The 20,356-nt window shown below is 44.2% G+C and carries 19 protein-coding genes and 1 pseudogene; 16 read left to right on the forward strand and 4 right to left on the reverse strand.

The window, feature by feature from the left end:
• Position 1 precedes the first annotated feature (1 nt).
• The 5 genes from trpA to BS63_RS1000000112150 all read left to right on the forward strand — a co-directional run bounded on the left by trpA (position 2) and on the right by BS63_RS1000000112150 (position 6,007).
• Entirely contained in the window at positions 2-784 is a 783-nt protein-coding gene (gene trpA / locus BS63_RS0107960) for a tryptophan synthase subunit alpha (RefSeq protein WP_002959931.1), read from the forward strand.
• Positions 785-1,067: 283 nt separating this feature from the next.
• The gene (locus BS63_RS0107965; protein WP_002959929.1) at positions 1,068-1,619 is read left to right on the forward strand and encodes a carboxymuconolactone decarboxylase family protein; all 552 of its coding nucleotides are present in this window, start codon (positions 1,068-1,070) and stop codon (positions 1,617-1,619) included.
• A gap of 182 nt (positions 1,620-1,801) precedes the next feature.
• Positions 1,802-2,863: an acyl-CoA dehydrogenase family protein gene (locus BS63_RS0107970; RefSeq protein WP_002959927.1), complete on the forward strand. Its 1,062-nt coding sequence runs from the start codon at positions 1,802-1,804 to the stop codon at positions 2,861-2,863.
• A gap of 274 nt (positions 2,864-3,137) precedes the next feature.
• The gene (locus tag BS63_RS0107975) at positions 3,138-5,591 is read left to right on the forward strand and encodes a DNA translocase FtsK (RefSeq protein ID WP_002959925.1); all 2,454 of its coding nucleotides are present in this window, start codon (positions 3,138-3,140) and stop codon (positions 5,589-5,591) included.
• Positions 5,592-5,833: 242 nt separating this feature from the next.
• A complete protein-coding gene (locus BS63_RS1000000112150) occupies positions 5,834-6,007 on the forward strand; it encodes a hypothetical protein (RefSeq protein WP_019776554.1) in 174 nt (57 codons plus the stop codon).
• A gap of 176 nt (positions 6,008-6,183) precedes the next feature.
• On the opposite strand, the gene BS63_RS0107985 is transcribed toward BS63_RS1000000112150, so the two are convergent.
• The 3 genes and pseudogenes from BS63_RS0107985 to BS63_RS1000000112300 all read right to left on the reverse strand — a co-directional run bounded on the left by BS63_RS0107985 (position 6,184) and on the right by BS63_RS1000000112300 (position 8,291).
• Positions 6,184-6,381, reverse strand: coding sequence for a hypothetical protein (locus tag BS63_RS0107985; protein WP_002959923.1), 198 nt, complete (start codon positions 6,379-6,381; stop codon positions 6,184-6,186).
• 145 nt (positions 6,382-6,526) lie between these two features.
• A pseudogene (locus tag BS63_RS1000000111405) lies at positions 6,527-7,783 on the reverse strand (FAD-binding protein).
• Positions 7,731-8,291, reverse strand: a complete 561-nt coding sequence (locus BS63_RS1000000112300) for an FMN-binding protein (protein ID WP_002959921.1) — start codon at positions 8,289-8,291, stop codon at positions 7,731-7,733. Before BS63_RS1000000112300 ends, BS63_RS1000000111405 begins: the two are co-directional and overlap by 53 nt.
• 205 nt (positions 8,292-8,496) lie before the next feature.
• On the opposite strand from BS63_RS1000000112300, the gene BS63_RS0107995 reads away from it, so the two are divergent.
• The 11 genes from BS63_RS0107995 to BS63_RS0108050 all read left to right on the forward strand — a co-directional run bounded on the left by BS63_RS0107995 (position 8,497) and on the right by BS63_RS0108050 (position 19,981).
• Positions 8,497-9,204, forward strand: a complete 708-nt coding sequence (locus BS63_RS0107995) for an O-methyltransferase (protein ID WP_002959919.1) — start codon at positions 8,497-8,499, stop codon at positions 9,202-9,204.
• 77 nt (positions 9,205-9,281) lie between these two features.
• Positions 9,282-10,361, forward strand: a complete 1,080-nt coding sequence (locus BS63_RS0108000) for a peptidylprolyl isomerase PrsA (protein ID WP_002959917.1) — start codon at positions 9,282-9,284, stop codon at positions 10,359-10,361.
• A 258-nt stretch (positions 10,362-10,619) separates the two neighbouring features.
• A complete protein-coding gene (locus BS63_RS0108005) occupies positions 10,620-11,132 on the forward strand; it encodes an LURP-one-related/scramblase family protein (protein WP_002959915.1) in 513 nt (170 codons plus the stop codon).
• 12 nt (positions 11,133-11,144) lie between these two features.
• On the forward strand, positions 11,145-11,633 hold the full coding sequence (locus BS63_RS0108010; protein WP_002959913.1) for an LURP-one-related/scramblase family protein: 489 nt from the start codon (positions 11,145-11,147) through the stop codon (positions 11,631-11,633).
• Between the two features lie 49 nt (positions 11,634-11,682).
• On the forward strand, positions 11,683-14,304 hold the full coding sequence (gene alaS / locus BS63_RS0108015; RefSeq protein WP_019780131.1) for an alanine--tRNA ligase: 2,622 nt from the start codon (positions 11,683-11,685) through the stop codon (positions 14,302-14,304).
• Between the two features lie 853 nt (positions 14,305-15,157).
• Complete coding sequence (locus BS63_RS0108020) at positions 15,158-15,715, forward strand: DUF3267 domain-containing protein (protein WP_002962618.1); 558 nt, start codon at positions 15,158-15,160, stop codon at positions 15,713-15,715.
• Positions 15,716-15,847: 132 nt separating this feature from the next.
• Positions 15,848-16,270 (forward strand): MarR family winged helix-turn-helix transcriptional regulator, encoded by a 423-nt coding sequence (locus tag BS63_RS0108025; protein WP_002962619.1) that lies wholly within the window; start codon positions 15,848-15,850, stop codon positions 16,268-16,270.
• Position 16,271: 1 nt separating this feature from the next.
• A complete protein-coding gene (locus BS63_RS0108030) occupies positions 16,272-16,631 on the forward strand; it encodes a rhodanese-like domain-containing protein (RefSeq protein WP_002962620.1) in 360 nt (119 codons plus the stop codon).
• Between the two features lie 551 nt (positions 16,632-17,182).
• Complete coding sequence (locus tag BS63_RS0108040) at positions 17,183-17,965, forward strand: carbon-nitrogen family hydrolase (protein ID WP_019770515.1); 783 nt, start codon at positions 17,183-17,185, stop codon at positions 17,963-17,965.
• Positions 17,966-17,975: 10 nt separating this feature from the next.
• The gene (locus BS63_RS0108045) at positions 17,976-19,154 is read left to right on the forward strand and encodes a pyridoxal phosphate-dependent aminotransferase (RefSeq protein WP_002959543.1); all 1,179 of its coding nucleotides are present in this window, start codon (positions 17,976-17,978) and stop codon (positions 19,152-19,154) included.
• Between the two features lie 269 nt (positions 19,155-19,423).
• Complete coding sequence (locus BS63_RS0108050) at positions 19,424-19,981, forward strand: DUF3267 domain-containing protein (protein WP_019769916.1); 558 nt, start codon at positions 19,424-19,426, stop codon at positions 19,979-19,981.
• Positions 19,982-20,068: 87 nt separating this feature from the next.
• On the opposite strand, the gene BS63_RS0108055 is transcribed toward BS63_RS0108050, so the two are convergent.
• The coding region (locus BS63_RS0108055; protein WP_028798504.1) for an IS3 family transposase at positions 20,069-20,356 on the reverse strand (288 nt) is incomplete at its 5' end.

The following is a 20,356-nucleotide window of genomic DNA, read 5'->3' on the forward strand; positions in this document are numbered from 1 at the left end:
CATGACAAAAACATTAAGCAAACATCTTCAAAGCCTAAAAGATTCTGGCCAAGGCCTGGTCATTCCCTATATCATGGCCGGTGACCATGAGCTTGGCCTGGACGGTCTCTTTGACACCATCCACTTGCTGGCTGATGCAGGAGCCTCCGCTATTGAAATCGGGGTTCCCTTCTCGGATCCGGTTGCCGATGGTCCTGTTATCGAAGAGGCCGGCCTGCGAAGTCTGGTCAAGGGGACCAATCTTGAGGCCATCGTTGAGAAGCTACAGAGCCAGACTAGTCCTGTCCCCTTAGTTTTGATGACCTACTTTAATCCCGTCTATCAGTACGGCTTGGAAAAATTGGTTGAGGATTTGGCTCAAACTTCTGTCAAGGGCCTGATTATTCCTGATTTGCCCCATGAACATGCGAATCTTATCCTTCCCTATCTGGAAAATCAGGACCTCTGCCTAGTTCCTCTTATCAGCCTGACAACGGGACCCGACCGCCAGAAAGAACTGCTGGCCGATGCCCAGGGCTTTGTCTATGCTGTAGCAGTCAATGGGGTGACGGGTAAGGCCAGTCATTACAGCTCTGACCTAGACCAGCACCTGCAGGACCTAAGAGAGCTGACCGCTCTGCCTGTTTTGACAGGCTTTGGCATTTCCAGCCAGGCAGACGTGGAGCGTTTCAATCAGGTATCCGATGGTGTCATTGTCGGTTCCAAGATTGTCAAGGTCCTTAACCAGGGCAAACTGGACCAAGTTCAAGATTTCATCCGTCAAGCCAGCCAGGTGAGAAAATAAGATAAAATAGTTCAAAATGTTCCAACTTGGTTTGTTGCATTTCACAACTAAGTTAGTGAAACTCTCAGTCCTATGGTCTTTTGAAATTCTTAGATATCCAATTTATTATCTGCGACCTTTATTTGGGTCGCTTTTTCATTAAAAAATCTCGAGATAGGCCAAGAAAGCCTCCCAACAGCGATGCTATCAACTATTTTTATGACTCAACATAAAGAATTTAGATTAGGCAACTGTCCTTAAACGTGGTATCATGGGATAAATTTATTGAAGGGAGATTAAGATAATGTCAAAATTTCAAATTCATACCATAGAAACAGCATCAGAATCTGTAAAGTCAACATTAGAGACAGTTGAAAAGGATAACGGTGGCTATATTCCAAACCTAATCGGCCTCTTGGCAAATTCACCAACGGCCTTAGAAACTTATCGGACAGTCGGAGAAATTAACCGCCGCAATAGCTTGACGCCAACTGAAAGGGAGGTTATTCAGATAACTGCAGCAGTCACAAACGGTTGTGCCTTCTGTGTAGCTGGACATACGGCTTTTTCTATCAAACAGATTCAAATGTCACCAGATCTCCTAGAAGCTTTGCGCAACAGTACTCCTATTGATGATGATCCTAAGCTAGATACCTTGGCCAAGTTTACAATTGCCGTTATTAATACTAAAGGGCGTGTTGGCGATGAGGCTCTTGCTGATTTCTTTGAGGCAGGTTATACCCAAGAAAATGCCCTTGATGTCATTCTTGGTGTCAGTCTGGCTTCCCTGTGTAACTATGCCAATAATATGGCGGATACACCTATCAATCCTGAACTTCAACAGTATGCTAAATAGTTAGACTTTAAGATCAGGAAAAACTTTTACACTCGACAATTAATCGTTGATTAGACGATGACACTAGAGATGAATAGGACTTTCATCAAAATGGACCGGAAAATGAAAATTTTGTTTTCAAGGTCTATCAGATAAGCCTAAGAGAAGATGGATTTCTCGGTAATCAAAAGCGGAGGTAGTCTATGACCTATTTTTCAAAAGAATTTACCAGCTGGCTAGATGAGCACGCTGATGAAATTGATCAAAACTCAGGTGATTTAGCTGATAGCTTACTCGAAAAGATTGCAGCAGAAGGGGCATTCAAAGTCGGGGTCCCCAAAGAATTTGGTGGCCTGGGAGGTAGTCGCCAGGATGTCATTGATGTTCTGACCGAGCTGAGCTACTACTCATTGACAGCTTCCTTTGTTGGTTGGGGGCAGCGGACCTTTATTGAAAATATTTTAGCTAGTGATAATCCTTATCCTAGAGAGACATGGCTGGATGATTTATTAACAGGAAGATTATCTGCGGGGACTGGCCTGTCAAATTGTGTTAAGTATCTTTCTGCGATTGAAGAGCTTAATGTCACCATTGTAGAAGAAGATGGCCAGCACTATTTAAAAGGTCGCCTACCTTGGGTAACCAATCTGCGTTCAGACAACTATCTTGTTGTTTTCGCAGCAGCTTATGCTGACCCTGCTAAAAAGCCGGTAATTCTAGCTGTTCCTAAGTCTGCGGGCATAAAACGTTCCGCAGATCTGGAATTTATTTCGTTACAAGGGGCTAATACTGCAGCCCTAACCTTTGATAGGATTCCTCTCGATGAGAACTGGATTTTATCAGACGATGCTCAAGCCTTTGTCGCTGAAACGCGACCCGTCTTCCTTGGCTATCAGTTTGGCCTAGCTTTTGGTCTAGCTCAACGTTCCCTAGATGAGGTGAAACATTCGCTGGCAAGTAGCCGTTTTGTGTTGGAAGACGAATATCATGAGACCTTGGAAAGTCTTGAAACTATCAAGAAAAAACTGTATGAAGGCCTCGAGAATCCTCAGTATTTTATTGAGAATACCCGTGAGCTCTTTCAACTTCGCATTGACATAGTTGATGTCGTTGCCGCTAGCCTGCTTTTGGAATTACAAGCTAGTGGTGGTCGAGGCTACCTCAAGCACTCAACTTCCAGCTTTGCAAGACGCTGGAATGAAGGAGCCTTTCTCCCCATCGTCTCGCCAAGTGCTGTCCAGTTGCGTCACATTCTTTCTGCTTAGGGAAAAAGAAGTCAATTAGGTATTAAAAATTGACCAGAGAAAAAGACCCAACATTCACTTGCGAAATGATAGAGTTTTAAAAAATTGAACACAAGCAATCGTTTTTTAATTCGATTGCTTTTCTTGATGGCTTAGCCTTTCGAGTTAGTTTTCCTTCTTGTATTTGTCACCTTTGGGGTATCGCCTTCATCTTTTCTAAGTCGGATTCCCTTAGCCCAATTTCCAGCTGTCAGCCCTCATCAAATTAGCTAAAACATGCTATAATAGGATTACTATGGCAAAATCAACAAAAGCAAGTAAAAAGGTTAATAAACAGAAGGCCCAAAATAAACGCCCAACAAAAAAAGAGAGGGAGCACAAGAAGGCTGTCCGTAAAATGATAGTCGCCTTTCTGACGGCTTTTATCCTCTTTTTCGCCATTATCCGTCTGGGAGTTTTTGGCATCACCGCCTACAATCTTGTTCGAGTAGCGGTTGGTAGTCTGGCCTACCCAGCTATTTTTGGCCTCCTCTTTTACCTCTTTGCGGGAAAATGGATTCAAAAACATCGAGGTTTCATGTCCGGCTTTGTTTCCGTCATGGCGGGCCTCATGCTGATTTTCCACGCCTATCTTTTCTCCCTAGATGTTATGCAGGAGCGGCCCATCCTTGCCGGCACCTTCCGCCTGGTGACGGCTGATTTGAAAAATGTGGATGTCACCCATTTTCTGGGTGGTGGTATGATTGGAGCTGTAATTTACCAGCCAGTTGTCTTCCTCTTTTCAAATATCGGCTCTTATTTAGTTGGTGGTCTCTTCATCATTCTAGGGCTCTATTTGATGAGCTCTTGGGATGTCTATGATGTCATGAATTTCTTCAAAAAGACCGGCAGCAATCTCAGCGATAAGATTGACCAGACTAGCCTGCAGATGGAATCCCGTCGGGAAGAAAAACGCAAGGCTAAGGCTGAAGCAAGAGCTCAAGCCCAAGCGACTAAGGACCAGGAGGCAGAGCAGGCAGAAAAAGCCAACGACTTTTCTGGCCTGATTGACCCTGAAACAGGAGAAATCCTTTCAGCCAGCCCAGCCCAAACGACTCCAAAATCGGAACCAGAAATTTTGGGTGGCTATGATGAAGAGGAAGCTCAGGACGGCTACTCTCAGCAGGACTTCAAGAATTATCATTTCCACTACCCTGATGAGGAAGCTACTGAAACACCCGAACCAGAGCCAGCTCCAACAGCTGCTTCCAGCCTAGCTCCAGACCAAGAGGAAGATGATGAGCCTGTTCAGGTTGACTTCACTCCCAAACAGCACCTGCTCTACAAACTGCCTACTATCGATCTTTTTGCTCCCGACAAGCCCAAAAATCAAACCAAGGAAAAGAAGATTGTCCGCAAGAACATCAAGATTCTGGAAGAAACCTTCGCCAGCTTTGGTATCAAGGCAGCGGTTGAGCGGGCTGAGATCGGTCCATCGGTCACCAAGTATGAAATCAAGCCGGCTGTCGGTGTCCGAGTCAATCGGATTTCCAATCTGGCGGACGACCTAGCTCTAGCCCTAGCAGCCAAGGATGTGCGGATTGAGGCGCCGATTCCTGGCAAATCCTTGGTCGGTATTGAAGTACCTAACTCAGAGATTGCTACCGTCAGCTTCCGTGAGCTCTGGGAGCAGGCCAAGACCGACCCCAACAAGCTCTTGGAAGTCCCTCTGGGTAAGGCGGTCAATGGCTCAGCTCGCAGCTTTGACCTGGCCCGCATGCCCCATCTCTTGGTGGCCGGTTCGACCGGTTCTGGTAAATCCGTTGCCGTCAACGGCATCATTGCCAGCATCCTGATGAAGGCTAGGCCCGACCAAGTCAAGTTCATGATGATTGACCCTAAGATGGTTGAATTGTCTGTTTACAATGATATTCCCCACCTGCTCATTCCTGTCGTGACCAATCCGCGGAAGGCAGCCAAGGCCCTGCAAAAGGTGGTTGATGAGATGGAGAACCGCTATGAGCTCTTTAGCCATGTCGGTGTCCGCAATATCGCCGGATACAATGCCAAGGTGGAATCCTTCAATGCCCAGTCTGAGGAGAAAAAGATTCCGCTACCTCTGATTGTGGTTATCGTGGACGAGTTGGCCGACCTCATGATGGTGGCCAGCAAGGAAGTGGAAGATGCCATTATCCGTCTGGGACAAAAGGCCCGGGCAGCTGGTATCCACATGATTCTGGCCACTCAAAGGCCTTCGGTTGATGTGATCAGCGGTCTCATCAAGGCTAACGTCCCTTCTCGGGTTGCCTTTGCCGTTTCATCAGGGACCGACAGTCGGACCATTTTGGATGAAAATGGGGCAGAAAAACTGCTGGGGCGTGGGGATATGCTCTTTAAACCGATTGATGAAAACCACCCCGTTCGTCTGCAAGGTTCCTTCATCTCCGACGACGATGTTGAGCGGATTGTTGACTTTATCAAGGACCAGGCTGAGGCTGACTATGACCATAGCTTTGACCCCGGTGAAGTCTCTGAAAATGAAGGTGACACGGGCTCTGCCGGTGGTGATTCCGAAGGCGATCTCCTCTTTATTGAAGCTAGGGCTCTGGTTCTGGAATCGCAAAAGGCTTCGGCCTCCATGCTCCAAAGACGGCTCTCGGTTGGCTTTAACCGGGCCACCCGCCTCATGGAAGAACTAGAAGAAGCAGGCGTCATCGGCCCCGCCGAAGGCACCAAGCCCCGCAAGGTACTCATGCCACCTGAAGGATAAAAATTATCCCAAAACTTTTCTAAATAAATACTGGAAGAAAGATAGAGCGCCTGGAGACGTGTTTGCCAGACGCTCTATTTTATAATTAAAAATCAAGAAAAGTAATGTTGTCATTGCAAATCAAAAGCTTTTATGCAACAAGTTGGAAGGCTTATTGAATTCTAACTTAAAAATAACTAAAATAAAAATGAATTTAGAAATGGTCTCTAAATTCGTAAATAATTTTAAAGGAGGATTATGTAATGACCACTATGGCATTTAAAAAATTTGATAACTTGACAACAGATGAATTAGCAATAATTGAAAGTGGAAGAGCCCAGTTAATGATGTTTCAAGGTGATTCGAGTGGTGGCAGTTATGGCGGTGGAATCGTTAATGCCTTGTATTACTATATGAGATACCACTATGGTGTATAAGAAAATTGAGGGCCTAGCTATCTTTATAGCATAGATGAGATTCCTGCTTAATCATCAATGATATCAGGGAATCATTTTGTTGGCTGATGAGGATATTTTATAAAGTCGAATAATTCAAAAGCCATCCCAAATTCTCGTCTGGGATGGCTTTTCATCTGTTCTCAGATTTAAAAATTCTAGTCCAAATCGTGGTCCCTCAACCAGTTTTGATATTTTTCAACCAGATTGACGGCGTATTGGGTCGCTAGAGCTAGTGAGAAGGCCTCGGTTCCTTCGGTCTCTTCATCGGCAACCTCAATCTTGGTCTCGTCATAGATGGCCTTTAAGCTCTCAGTAGACAAGGTGTTCTTGAAGGCTTCAAATCCTTTGTTCATAATTAAACTCCATTTCAAAATAATGTTAACTTTATTATAGCAAAAAATGAGAAGCGAAACTTATTTTTCTCAGCTTTAAAGATCGATGGAATTTGCTCCCAAGCCTTTTCTTTTCTCATGTATCAGCCTAAGGGAAATATAAAGATTAATCGCTAGAAATATATTCTTTAGCACTCATGGCAGCGTGACGGCCTGAATTGACATTGTGAGCGCAGGCAGATCCTCCTAGGGTAATGGTATAGACGCTCCTATATTGCATGGTAGAATCCATACCGGAAATATAGAGTCTGGGAATTTTCTCGAAATGTTCATTAATGACTTCAAACTTACGATTAGAACCAACACCACCGATACCAATCAGGTTGGATGGATCCAAACGAGCGATGTAGAAGGGGCCATCTTCAATCGGAATCAGCATATCCGCATCCTTATTAAATTCTTCGTCACGACCTTGGTGGCAGTAGGCATTGTATCGTTCCAGTGTCTTAACCAATTCTTCTTGTGGCAAGTCAAAATGCTTGGCCAGGTCTTCAATGTGATCTTCCTTATAGCGGGAATTTCCATCATTAGTCCGAACAGCTTCCGCCAAAATTTCATCAGCATTTTCAACATGACCACAGAGTTTATCATAGATGGCTTGATTGAAGATTTGGTAGGTTCGCTTAGTGGATTGAATAGCTATTCGTTGGTAGAGAAGATTGTGTTTCTTAACATTTTCATTGACCAATCGGACCCCATTCTGGTTAACCCAGACAACAGGCCCACCAGAAGGTAGAGACATAAAGCCGTTGATTAGATCAATGTAGAGGTGAACCCCCTCATGTGGTAAAGCCATGATATAGTTCATCATAAATTCAGGAGATTCCAGAAGCATATCTTATGCTCCCAAAGACATGGCCATCTTATAACCGTCTCCTGTATTACTAGGCATAGAGCAGTAGTGAAGATTTTCAGTTTGCCAATCTTGTTTTTCAATCAGTTCAGCACTGTGACCAACTCCACCTGTGGCAATCAAGGTTGCCTTAGCCTTGATTTTGATGATTTTGCCCTTTTGATTGGCATAAGCCCCTTTTACAACTCCATTTTCAAAAATAAGGGACTGAGCAGTCGTTTCTAAAAGAAAATTCGTTCCCAGTTTGTCTGCGGCTTCTTTCATATAAGGAACATAGCCAATAGAGACAAAACCTCCCTTGTACCAGTGAAAGGTTGGAAATTGGCAAGTTCCGTGATAGTCGTCCACCGCTGTCAACTGTACGCCGTGTTCCACCAACCAGTCGATATTATCCGCTGAATGATTGACCAAATCTACCCAGAAGGAGCCATCAACCCGATATTGTCCCAATTCTGCTTCACGCGCAATAATTTCTTCCTTCTTGGCATGAATACCAGCTTCCTTTTGCATCTGAGTATTGATTCCGAAAATTTCCTAGTTCTCCTGCTTGAACTGCTGCAGCCAAACCGGATATTCCTGCACCAATAATTAGAAAATCAGTCACCATTTCTTCATCGACTTTGTCGGGAGCAGTTCGCCAGTTACTGTATTCATCATCAGATTCAAAGAGAGGAGCTGCAGGAACTGTTGAAGACATTCTTTCTTCATTATTAGGCTCTACCAACAAAAAGTCTTGTCGCTTGCCCCCAGCCTCTTCAATAACATCACCGATAGCTTTGACTAACCCTCTTGAAGTGTGGCTGGCTCCTGAAATAGCATCCACATTCAGGGTCTGTTCTCCAATTATTTGCGAGGTTAACCGTTTGATAACCGTATCTTCCAGACTGTCTGGTACGATTTCCTTTTGTGGGTGAATAGCAGCAATCTTGTCTCCCTCAATCGTCACCTGATAAGCTGTTGTGTGGCCTTCATAACCTTCTGCTATAACATCATAGACCCCTGATTTTAATACAGTCATTATTCTTCCTCCTTTTTATGTAATGTATGTCTAGGCCATTCAGTTTTTCCCCTTCCTATTGATTTGGCCCTTATCGACTTAAGCCTATCATATATTAAAAATACTTGCAAATGCTAACAATTTTAGCTTGGGTTAATTTTTTAACTTTGGTCTTGGAAAATTCTCTACCTTTACAAATCCCTCTCGCTTTTGTTATCATAAGACCATGGTTCAAACATACAGTAAAAATGCTAATCACAATATGCGCCGCCCTGTGGTCAAGGAAGAGGTTGTCAGCTATATACGGACCCACCAGAAGCAGGAAACAGGCCATCTGAGAGAACTGGCAGACTTTGCCCGCCAGGAAAATATCCCCATCATCCAGCCAGAAGTAGTGGCTTATTTTCGCTTTCTTATGCAGACTCTGGCACCCAAATCAATTCTCGAAATCGGAACAGCTATTGGCTTTTCAGCCCTCCTGATGGCGCATTATGCACCGCAAGCTCAGATTACTACCTTGGAGCGCAATGAAGAGATGTTGGATTTGGCTAGAAAAAATCTAGTCAAGTACGACAGTCGGCAACAAATTAAACTGGTAGAAGGGGATGCTCTTGATATCCTGCCAAGCCTGGAAGATAACTATGATTTCGTCTTTATGGACTCGGCCAAGTCCAAGTACATTGTTTTCTTACCCCAGGTCTTGAAACGCCTGCAAGTTGGTGGCGTCATCGTTATTGATGATGTCTTCCAAGGAGGCGATTTGGTCAAACCTATTTTAGAAGTCAAGCGAGGTCAGCGGACCATTTACCGTGGTCTACAGAGATTGATGGATGCTACTTTGAATAATCCAGATTTGACAGCCAGCCTCCTGCCAATCAGTGATGGTCTCCTGATGATTCGCAAAAATGCTCCAAATGTCACTCTACCAGACTAGGCAAGATTGAATAAAGTATGTTATAATGGACAAGTTAACGATAAGGACAGAAATGTCCTAACAAGAAGGAGTAGAATATGGCTAATAAAAGAGCATTTCAGGATGAAGTGAAAGACAAAAACCGACGTGCTAGAAAAGACCAAAGAAAGAAGAAAAAGAAAACACAAGGAAGCTTTTGGAACTCTATTGCCACCATCTTCGGTAGTAAGATTTTCAGAGGACTTCTGACCTTTGTTTTAGCGATGGTTATCGGTGGTGTTGGAACCTATCTCTATTTAAATAGTCGTCCGTCCCAACAAACTGTTTTGGCCAGCATGAAGGGGAAGGAAATCACTGTTGCAGACCTTTATGCTCGTCAAAAGGGAAATCAAGCAACCAAGGAAGCCCTTCTGGAAACAATTTTATCTGATATCCTCGAAGATAAGTATGGTAAAAAAGTCAGCCAAGATGAAGTTGATAAGCAATACAACGATTCGGCTAAAAAGGCTGGTTCAAACTTCTCAAGTATGTTGGAACAATATGGCTATACACAAGATAGCTATAAGAACCTCATCCGCCTGCAGTTGTTGCAAAACTATGCTTTGAAGGCGACTGCTAAGAAAGATTTGACCGAAAAGAAACTCAAATCACTCTACAAAGACTATAATCCAGATGTCACCATCAGCTATGTTAAGACAGATGATGAGAGCAAGGCTAATTCTATCCATGATCAAGCTACAGCTGACGGAGCCGATTTCAGTCAAATCGTCAAAGACAATAACGGTCAAGAAAATGTAAGCTTTGACTCTGGTGATAAATATGATTCAGACAAATCAAGCAATTTGCCGCCAGAAGATGTTCAAAAGGCTGCCTTCAAACTAGATAAGGATGGTGTGTCAGATACCATCAAGGTTCAAGGAAGCGACAACTCAACATCTTACTACGTGATCAAGGTGACAGCCAAGACTGAAAAAAATCCAGACTGGAAGAACTACAAGAAACGTTTGACCACTATCTACGTTAATCAAAAGACTAGTGATTCTAGCTTCAAGACTCAAGTCATTGCTAGCCTCTTGAAGGAATATAATGTGACTGTCAAGGATAAGACCTACAGTTCACTCTTCAGTCAATACGGTCTGAATGGCAATTCAACTTCAAGCTCTTCAAAATCTAAATAAAAGCTAGTTTTTAATCTAAAATTGAGAATTGTTTAAAATCTACCAGTTCAGAAATCTGGCGGTCGCTGCGAGCCAGACGGGTAATTTAAACATGCTACTCAAGATCAAAATCAAATAAGTGATGAAGAATGACAAGTTCATTAAATGGAGGTGGTACCGCGGCCATGTTCGCCCTCCCCATTGTTGAGCTTGTCTTTTTTAGCTATTCTTAACTCATGTAGGAATGAGTCACTGGAGATGATAAGAAGGAATGAAGTTATGGAGATATTTTTAATCAACAGAAAGACTTGGAAGTTTAGTCCGCTGCATTTTTCTATTGACAATAATCAAGGCCAAGCTCTTTATCGGCCGGAATATACTCTGACCAAACATGGCAACTATACGACAGGCTTTGTCCTCAAAGAGATTACGAGCGGTCGGTTGGTTGGTCAAGCTAGCAAAGTTAAACCAACCAAACCTGACCATCAGGTTCAAACTTCAACAGGCTTTAGTTTTCGGCTTTATAAACATGGCTTTTCGCGGGCTATTGATTTACCTGGTTTTACGATTCAGGGTGATCTCTGGATCCTAAATTTTAGATTAATTCAAAATGCAGATGGTCAGGTTTTGGCCGATATTGGTCACTCGCTCCAATTCATTAAGGATAGTATTCAAGTTAGTCTCTATAATCAAGCCTACCGAGACTTTGTTTTAACCTTGGTAGCAGATGTTCTTTACTTCAACGCGGATGGTTATTTAAAACCAGATTTAAATAACTCTAATAGTTATTAGTGGGGAGATAAGATGAAAACTTTTAAAATTAAACAAAAACTTTTTTCGCTGGGAGGCAAGTTCACCATCAGCGATGAATTGGGCCTGCCCTGCTATCAGGTTGAGGGCAGCCTCTTCAAGATTCCCAAGACCTTTAAAATCATGGATATGCAGGGCAATCTGGTTGGCCAGATTGATAGGCAGTTCTTTAGTCTTCTGCCCAAGTTCCAAGTTAACTTGGCCAATGGCCAGTCTTTCACTATCAAGAAGGATTTGACCCTTATCAAACCTCACTATTCCATTGCCAACCTAGGCATGGAGGTGCAGGGTAATTTCTGGGATATGAATTTCCAGCTCTATCAAAATGGTCAGGCGATCGCTCGAATTGACCAAGAGTGGCTGAAATTGACTTCTACCTACAATATCCAGGTCTTTGATGACGCATACTGTGATCTAGTCATTTCCCTAGTTATCGCCATTGACTATGTTAAAGAGCAGCAGTCAGGAGCTGCAGCCAATTAGTCAGCCTATAAGGACAAGATTATAAAAAATAAGAGAGGAATTTTTTTCAATGAAACAATTAAGCTCAGCACAAATTCGTCAAATGTGGTTGGATTTCTGGAAATCCAAAGGTCATGCCGTAGAACCATCCGCTAACCTGGTTCCGGTCAACGACCCAACTCTGCTCTGGATTAACTCTGGTGTTGCGACCCTCAAGAAATATTTTGACGGCTCTGTCACTCCAGAAAATCCTCGGATTACCAATGCTCAAAAGTCTATTCGGACCAATGATATTGAGAATGTCGGGAAAACCGCCCGTCATCATACCATGTTTGAAATGCTGGGGAATTTCTCTATCGGTGATTATTTCCGTGACCAAGCTATTGAGTGGGGTTACGAGCTCCTAACGAGTCCAGAATGGTTTGACCTGCCTAAGGAAAAACTCTTTGTCACCTATTATCCAGATGATAAAGATACCTACAACCGTTGGATTGCCTGCGGTATGGATGCCAGCCACATGGTACCGATCGAAGACAACTTCTGGGAAATCGGTGCCGGCCCTTCTGGTCCCGATACGGAAATCTTCTTTGACCGAGGCGAAGACTTCGACCCAGACCATGTTGGTCTCAAACTCTTGGCCGAAGATATTGAAAACGACCGCTATATCGAAATCTGGAATATCGTTCTCTCTCAATTCAATGCTGACCCTAAGTTGGACCGCAAGGATTACCAAGAACTGCCAAGCAAGAACATTGATACGGGGGCTGGTTTGGAGCGTCTAGCTGCCGTCATGCAAGGGGCTAAGACCAATTTTGAAACCGACCTCTTCATGCCAATTATTCGTGAAGTTGAAAAGCTGTCTGGCAAGACCTATGATCCAGATGGCGACAATATGAGCTTCAAAGTGGTGGCTGACCACATTCGGGCCCTCAGCTTTGCCATCGGTGATGGGGCCCTACCAGGAAATGAAGGCCGAGGCTATGTTCTCCGCCGTCTCCTTCGCCGGGCAGTTATGCACGGTCGCAAGTTGGGCATCAAAGAAACCTTCCTCTACAAGTTGGTGCCAACGGTTGGTAAAATCATGGAATCCTACTACCCCGAAATTCTGGAAAAACAGGATTTCATTCAAAAGATTGTCAAGCGGGAAGAAGAAACCTTTGCCCGCACCATTGATGCTGGTACTGGCCATTTGGAAGACCTTCTGGACCAACTCCAGGCAGCTGACAAGGATACCCTAGAAGGTAAGGATATCTTCAAACTTTATGATACCTATGGATTCCCAGTTGAATTGACCGAAGAAATGGCTGAGGATAAGGGCTACAAGATTGACCATGCCGGTTTCCAAGCTGCCATGAAGGAACAGCAAGAGCGGGCACGGGCAGCTGTTGTCAAGGGCGGTTCTATGGGCATGCAAAATGAAACCCTGGCTGGTATCGTCGAAGAATCCAGCTTCAGCTATGAAAAAGAGGCCTTGGATTCTAGCCTTTCTGTCATCATTGTTGATAATGAACGAGTTGAGGTGGCGGAGGCAGGTCAAGAAGCCCTCTTGGTCTTCAAGGAAACTCCCTTCTATGCGGAAATGGGTGGCCAGGTAGCCGACAAGGGAGAAATCCAAGATCAAGATGGCCAAGTTCTGGCTCGTGTTCTGGATGTCCAAAAAGCTCCTAATGGTCAAGCCCTCCACAAGGTAGAAGTCTTGGCTGATTTGCAACTGGGACAAAGCTACCACTTGGAAATTGACCACAAGCGTCGCTATGCGGTTGAAAAGAACCACACGGCGACCCACCTCCTCCACGCCGCCCTCCACAAGGTTATCGGCAACCATGCTACCCAAGCTGGTTCCCTCAATGAGGAAGAATTCCTGCGTTTCGACCTCACCCACTTTGAAGCTGTGACTGCTCAAGAGCTCCGTCGCATTGAAGAAGAAGTTAACCAACAGATTTGGCAGGCTGTCGCTGTTAAAACTATCGAAACTGATATTGATACCGCCAAGGAAATGGGTGCCATGGCCCTCTTTGGTCAAAAGTATGGCAAGGAAGTCCGAGTGGTTATGATTGGTGACTATTCTATCGAGCTCTGTGGTGGTACCCATCTGGGCAATACCTCAGAAATTGGCCTCTTCAAGATTGTCAAGGAAGAAGGAATCGGTTCAGGTACCCGTCGGATTCTAGCCCTGACCGGTCAACAAGCCTTTGAAGCCTTCCGCAAACAAGAAGATGCTCTCAAGAAAGTGGCTGCCACCCTTAAGGTGCCTCAATTAGAACAAGTGCCAGCCAAGGTTGCCAGTCTCAATGAAGCTAACCGTGACCTACAAAAAGAAGTAGCAGAGCTCAAAGAAAAGGCAGCTGCAGCTGCTGCAGGCGATGTCTTCAAGGATGTTAAGGAAGCAGCTGGCCACCGCTATATCGCCAGCCAAGTCCAAGTCTCTGATGCCGGAGCCCTACGGACCTTTGCGGATAAGTGGAAGCAAGCCGATTACTCCGACGTTCTCGTCCTGGCTGCAGCTATTGGCCAAAAGGTTAATGTTCTGGTTGCCAGCAAGGACAAGGCTGTACCAGCTGGTAAGCTGATTAAGGAGCTAGCACCAATCGTCAACGGTCGTGGTGGCGGTAAGCCAGACATGGCCATGGCCGGTGGCTCAGACGCCTCCGCCATCCAAGCCCTCCTGGACGCCGTAGCCGACAAACTCTAAATTAAGCGACAAAATCAAGATAGAAATGAAAGACCAAGCCCCATCGGTTTGGTTTTTTCTATAGGTCTTAATGAAGCGAGCCAAAATGGCGAAGCTGAATTTAGAGCTATTGGTGCAGATTTCACATTGTGAAATCTACGTTCCAAACTAGTCCTTAGCGATTGTGTAGCAGAGCTTAGGCACATTGACCCAGTTTTCTACAGCTCTTAGCGAGACTTTACAAAAGAGCTTAGAGCTGTTGACTTAGTTTTGCGAAGCAAAGACTAAGATCCGTAAGCCCGTTAGGGCTGAGAACGAGGTTCCTTATACTCTTTAAAGTTCAAAACTTGCTATTTTTTACTCCAACATAGACACAATTCACTAAAAAAGCCGAGTATTTTAGCTGGATGACAGAATGATAAAGTGATACTTTCGCCAAAGTGGCATTATTAGCAACAAGAACGGTTGTTGCTAATAACGGAAATTTTGAGACTGAGGCTCAAAATTTATCACGGGGCAAATACATCAGCTACTAAAGTAGCGATGTTTAACGCCGATCCCTATAGCGATTGGCTAGCCCCCTGATTAACTCGCTCAAGCCAGTAAAATCGACTGACCTAACCTCGTGTTGCAATGAAACTTCATAAGAAGTTTGCTTGCGTCCGCACTTTTTAAGAAAGTATCAAATTGATAGTTTTGATTTTAACTCAGTATTGTTTTTCTTAACAACGCTAACTAGAAAGCTGAAACTGGAATAAGGCCACTTAACTGTTGAAGTGCTTGCCAGAACAGCAGCAATGCTATAAAATAAGGTTGAAAACGTTTACTGAATTATTTGCCTGGATCATAATCTATAGAAAAGGAGGACATATTTATGACCTTGCTCCAAGAAATCAATGTCAGGGACAATAAGTGGTTAATCGTGGCCTTGAACCTAGCCGCCCTCTTAGCCTTTTTCCCATTTCTCTTCCTCTTTCTTGGACTTTACAGTTTGGTAACTGGCAGTCCAGAAATCCGTTTTGGCTTTAACCTCTGGGATCCTTTTCTGGAGCTCTTCTTGCTAGTTGTCATCCTTATTTTGCACGAGGGGATTCATGGTATCTTTTTCAAACTCTTTAAGCCTGAGAATAAGGTTAAGTTTGGTGTGATTTGGAAGTCGCTCATGCTCTATGCCACTAGCCCTGGCTCCCTCTACTCCAGAGGACAAATGCTGATCATCGGCTTAGCTCCCTTTATTGTTAACAGTCTCCTCTTAACCCTCCTTCTAGCTCTAGGTTGGCTACCCGCTTTTTATTACATCTTCCTAGCCAGCCTTCACGCCGCTGGCTGTGTTGGAGATTTCTATTACGTTTATGTCCTAGCTTGGAAACATCGTAGTCACAAGATTCTAGTCGAAGACACCGAGAATGGCCTCAAAATTTTTCAGGCCTAGACTCGAGTATAATTCAAATTCCCTAGCAAATAGAATGATAGACCAAGTCCATTTAGGCTTGGTTTTTCTTTGACAATCATCTAATTAAACTATATAATCAGTATTACTGATAATCAGAAAGGGTGATTAGTTTTGATTTTAGAAGATTCTTGGGGTTATAGCTTGAGTAAGGTTGCTCAGAAGATGGACAGTCAATTTGCCCAACAGCTGGAAAAAATTGGTCTGGATTATCGGGATTCTCGCTATTATGGGGTTCTTCTAGCTATTCATACCTATCCAAATCTGACTCAGGTCAAGATAGGAGAACAGCTGAACTTAGATAGAACGACCATTGGGCAACTAATTGATCAGCTAGAAGAGAAAGGATTTGTTGCAAGGGAGCGTAACCCCAAAGATAGACGACAAAACATTTTGGTCTTAACTTCCAAGGGAAAAAAGACCGTTAAAGAGATATGGCAAGAAATGCGTGCCGTGGAAATGGCTGTCATTGCCAATCTAAGTGATAGCCAAAGGGAAACTTTCTTAGCCATTGCCAAAGCAATCAGAGGAAAATAAAATGACGAAACTTGAACTATTAGAAACCTACCTAAGCCTCTATATTAACCATTTTGAGGTATTGAAAGCCATGGAAGCAGAAGCATCACCCTATGTTATTTTGGACGTCCGAAATGCACCAGCTCATGTCAAGAAAGACCAGATCAAAGGAGCTCTGGCGATTCCTGCAAAAGACTTAGCCAATCAGCTTGAACATTTAGATAAAAAGAAAACTTATGTTGTCTATGACTGGAATAGTGGTACCACACTAGGAAAGCAAGCACTTTTCATATTATTGTCAGCTGGCTTTGAGGCTTATGAACTCTCGGGTGCCCTCGGAGGCTGGAAAGGTATGAACCTGCCAATCGAAGCAGTCCAGTAATCATCAACTAATTAGTAACCAGGCCCAGATGGGTTTGGTTTTTCTATAGCTATTAATGAAGTGAGCTAGAATGGCGAAGCTGAATTTAGAGCCATTTCTGTCACACTCCCGCACAGTTGATTAGGAGGGCCGCTTTCACTTGCCAGGCAAGGGAAAAGAGCTTCCAATCAACCACTGCGTCAAGTTGTTTAATGCCTAAAATAGGAAAGTAGCTACGTTTTGTCTCCATCTACGTTCCAAATTAGTCTTTTGCGATTGCCAAACAGAACTTAGGCACAATGACCCAGTTTTCTACAGCTCTTAGCGAGACTTTACAAAAGAGCTTAGAGCTGTTGACTTAGTTTTGCGAAGCAAAGACTAAGATCCTTAAGCCCGTTAGGGCTGAGAACTAGGTTCCTAATCATGTTCTAAGCAAGCCCCCCAATCCCCGCTCCCATATAAAGGACGGGCAAACTAATTCGTCAAAACTTCTTATTTTCTAAGTTCAGAATAATCAGACAATAGAAATTGTGTTAAAATATAGGCAAGTTTGTCGTGAAGGGTGGTAGTTTATGCGTGTTTCTCTAATTCAGATGGCGGTTTCCTTTGGTCGGCCTCAGGAAAATTTTGCTCGGGTCTTGCAACTTTTAAATCAGGCAGTCCAAGAAGAGCCTGATGTCATTGTCCTGCCGGAAATGTGGAATACGGGCTATGCCCTATCTGATTTGGCTCAACTATCTGATAAGGAAGGCCAGAAAACTCAGGAATTGCTCAGCCAGTTTGCCAGAGAGCACAAGGTTGCCCTCGTTGCTGGCTCGGTAGCTGTCCAGGAAGCTGGTCAATTTTTCAACCGGACCTATGTCTACGGAAAGGACGGCCAGCTTCTGTCCAGCTACGATAAGGTCCATCTTTTTGGATTGATGGCAGAAGACCAGTACCTGACCGCAGGTCAGCAAGAGAGTCATTTTGAACTAGCAGGAGTCAAGGCTAGCAATGTCATCTGCTATGATATCCGTTTTCCTGAATGGTTGCGGACCCTCATGGCTGACGGTGCCCAAATTCTCTTTGTTGTGGCTGAGTGGCCCCAGGATCGCATGGAGCAGTGGGAGATCCTTCTCAAGGCACGGGCCGTGGAAAACCAGACCTTTGTCGTAGCAGTCAACCGAGTAGGAGATGATCCCGATAATCATTTTAACGGTCATTCCCTGATTATCAATCCATTAGGCCAAGTTATTCTCCAAGCCTCCGATGATCAGGAAGGCATCTTTACAGCGGACTTGGACTTGACCCAAGTGGACCAAACTCGTGGTCATATTCCTGTCTTTGACGACCGCAAGCCAGAGCTTTATCATTGAGGAGGACGGTATGAAATTTGAAGAATCGCAATTATTGAAGGGCCTGCCCAAGCAATTTTTTGCTAACCTAGTGGCCAAGGTCAATGCCAAGATAGCTCAAGGGGCCGATGTTATCAATCTAGGTCAGGGTAATCCTGATCAGCCCACCTATGACTTTATTGTGGAAGCCTTACAGGCCTCGGCAGCCAAGCCTGCATCCCACAAATATTCCCTCTTTCGAGGGAACCCTCCCTTCAAGGAGGCCGCAGCTGACTTTTACAAGGAAAATTATGGGATTGCTCTAGACAGTCAGAAGGAAATCTGCGTTTTAGGCGGATCCAAAATTGGCTTGGTTGAGCTTCCTTGGGCTCTGATGAATCCTGGCGACCTGCTCTTGTTACCGGACCCTGGCTATCCCGACTACCTCTCAGGTGTAGCCTTGGGACGAGTAGACTATGAAACCTTCCCTCTGCTGGCTGAGAATGACTTTCTGCCAGATTTAGCAGCCATTCCCGAAGAGATCGCCCGAAGGGCTAAATTTATCTATATCAACTATCCCAATAATCCGACAGGAGCTGTCGCCACATCTGACTTCTACCAAGACTTAGTGGCCTGGGCTAAGAAGTACCAAGTGGGTGTCGTCAGCGACTTTGCCTATGGTGCCCTGGGCTACCAGGGCTATGAAAATCCTAGCTTTCTGTCTACACCGGGGGCCAAGGAGGTCGGTATTGAACTCTATACCTTCTCCAAGACCTTTAACATGGCCGGCTGGCGATTGGCCTTTGCGGCTGGGAATGCCGATATGATTGAAGCCCTCAACCTCATTCAAGACCACCTCTTCGTCAGCATCTTTCCTGCTATTCAAGATGCTGGAGTAGCGGCCCTTTTGGATCCACAGGCCAAGGAAGCTATTGTCCAGCTCAATCAGATCTACGACCAAAGACGGGAGGCTTTTGTCCAAGCGTCAGCCAAGATTGGTTGGCAGGCCTTTCCTTCCAAGGGTTCCTTTTATGCCTGGATGCCAGTCCCTAGGGGTTACACTAGCCAAAGTTTCGCGGACCTCTTGCTAGAGAAGGCCCATGTTGCGGTTGCACCAGGAGTGGGCTTTGGTCAAGCAGGCGATGGCTATGTCAGAATCGGTCTTCTGGTTGAACCAGAACGCCTGGCTGAAGCAGTAGAACGGATAGGAGCCCTAAACCTATTTGGATAGGCGGTTTCTTGAAAACTATCAATTAAAGTTGAGGAAGTATTTCCACCAAGTCAGTGAAATTTTCTCAGTTCTAGCCAAGTTCATCTGAGCTTGGCTTTTTTATGGTTAAATTGCTTTTGATTTTTATTAGAATTGACTTCAATTGAGAGTAATCTTAATCTATAAGATTGGCAAAATAGAATGGACATGATACAATAAAGAGTAATGACATACGATTTGGCATTGGCTTACAGGGATAAGATTAAAGGAACGTGGCGGGAGAGGCCCAGATGGAACTGATTGAGGATTTAAATATTTTACAGAGAAAGGCATTATCAGTAGGGCTGCTTTGCGCCAGCCTTTTGCTCTGTATACCCTTCTTTTTCTTTTTTTCTTGGCTGTCCAGACTGATTATTGGCATTTCCAATATCTTTTTTAATTATTGGTGGGAGCCTTTTTTCGCTCCCTTTGCTTTGGCCCTTTTATTGGTTATCCACGAGGGGATTCATGGCTTTTATTTCAAACTTTTCAAGCCTGAGAATCCTTTGAAGTATGGTACTGATTGGCGTTTGGGCCTCTTTAATGCCACCAGTCCTGGTTCTCGATATCCTAGAAGCCAGATGCTAATTATTTATTTGGCCCCCTTTGTCCTGACCAGCCTGCTCTTGACCCTGCTTCTAGCCTTGGGGACACTTTCTCCCCTTGCCTATCTCTTCTTAGCAGTCATTCACACAGCCATGTGCGTAGGAGATTTTTACTTTTCCTACCTCTTGCTTTGGAAATACCGCAAGTATTCGATTTTGGTTGAGGATACAGAAACTGGTATTAAAATTTTTAGTCTTGAATAAACCAAGTGGCATCTGTACTTTATTAGTCTTATCATAGAAATAACCCTAGCATGGTTGTAGTGACCCCAAAAAGTTGGACATAATAGTTTAAGTAAAGGATTGCGTTCTGTATTGCACAGGACTCAGTCCTTTTAGTTTTAATTTAATCCGTTTATTGTTGTAATAAGCAATGTAATCTGAGATTGCGAGCTTTAAGGCCTCAATGGATGGAAAGTCCTTCTCAAAGCCATAGAACATTTCAGATTTTAAGGTTCCAAAGAAAGACTCCATCATTCCATTATCTAAACTGTTACCCTTACGAGACATGGATGGTATCATCTTATGCTCTTTTAGAAAATGGTGATAAGAAGCGTGCTGATACTGCCAACCTTGGTC

Source organism: Streptococcus sobrinus DSM 20742 = ATCC 33478 (assembly GCF_000686605.1).
In the GTDB taxonomy this organism is placed as follows: Bacteria; Bacillota; Bacilli; order Lactobacillales; family Streptococcaceae; genus Streptococcus; species Streptococcus sobrinus.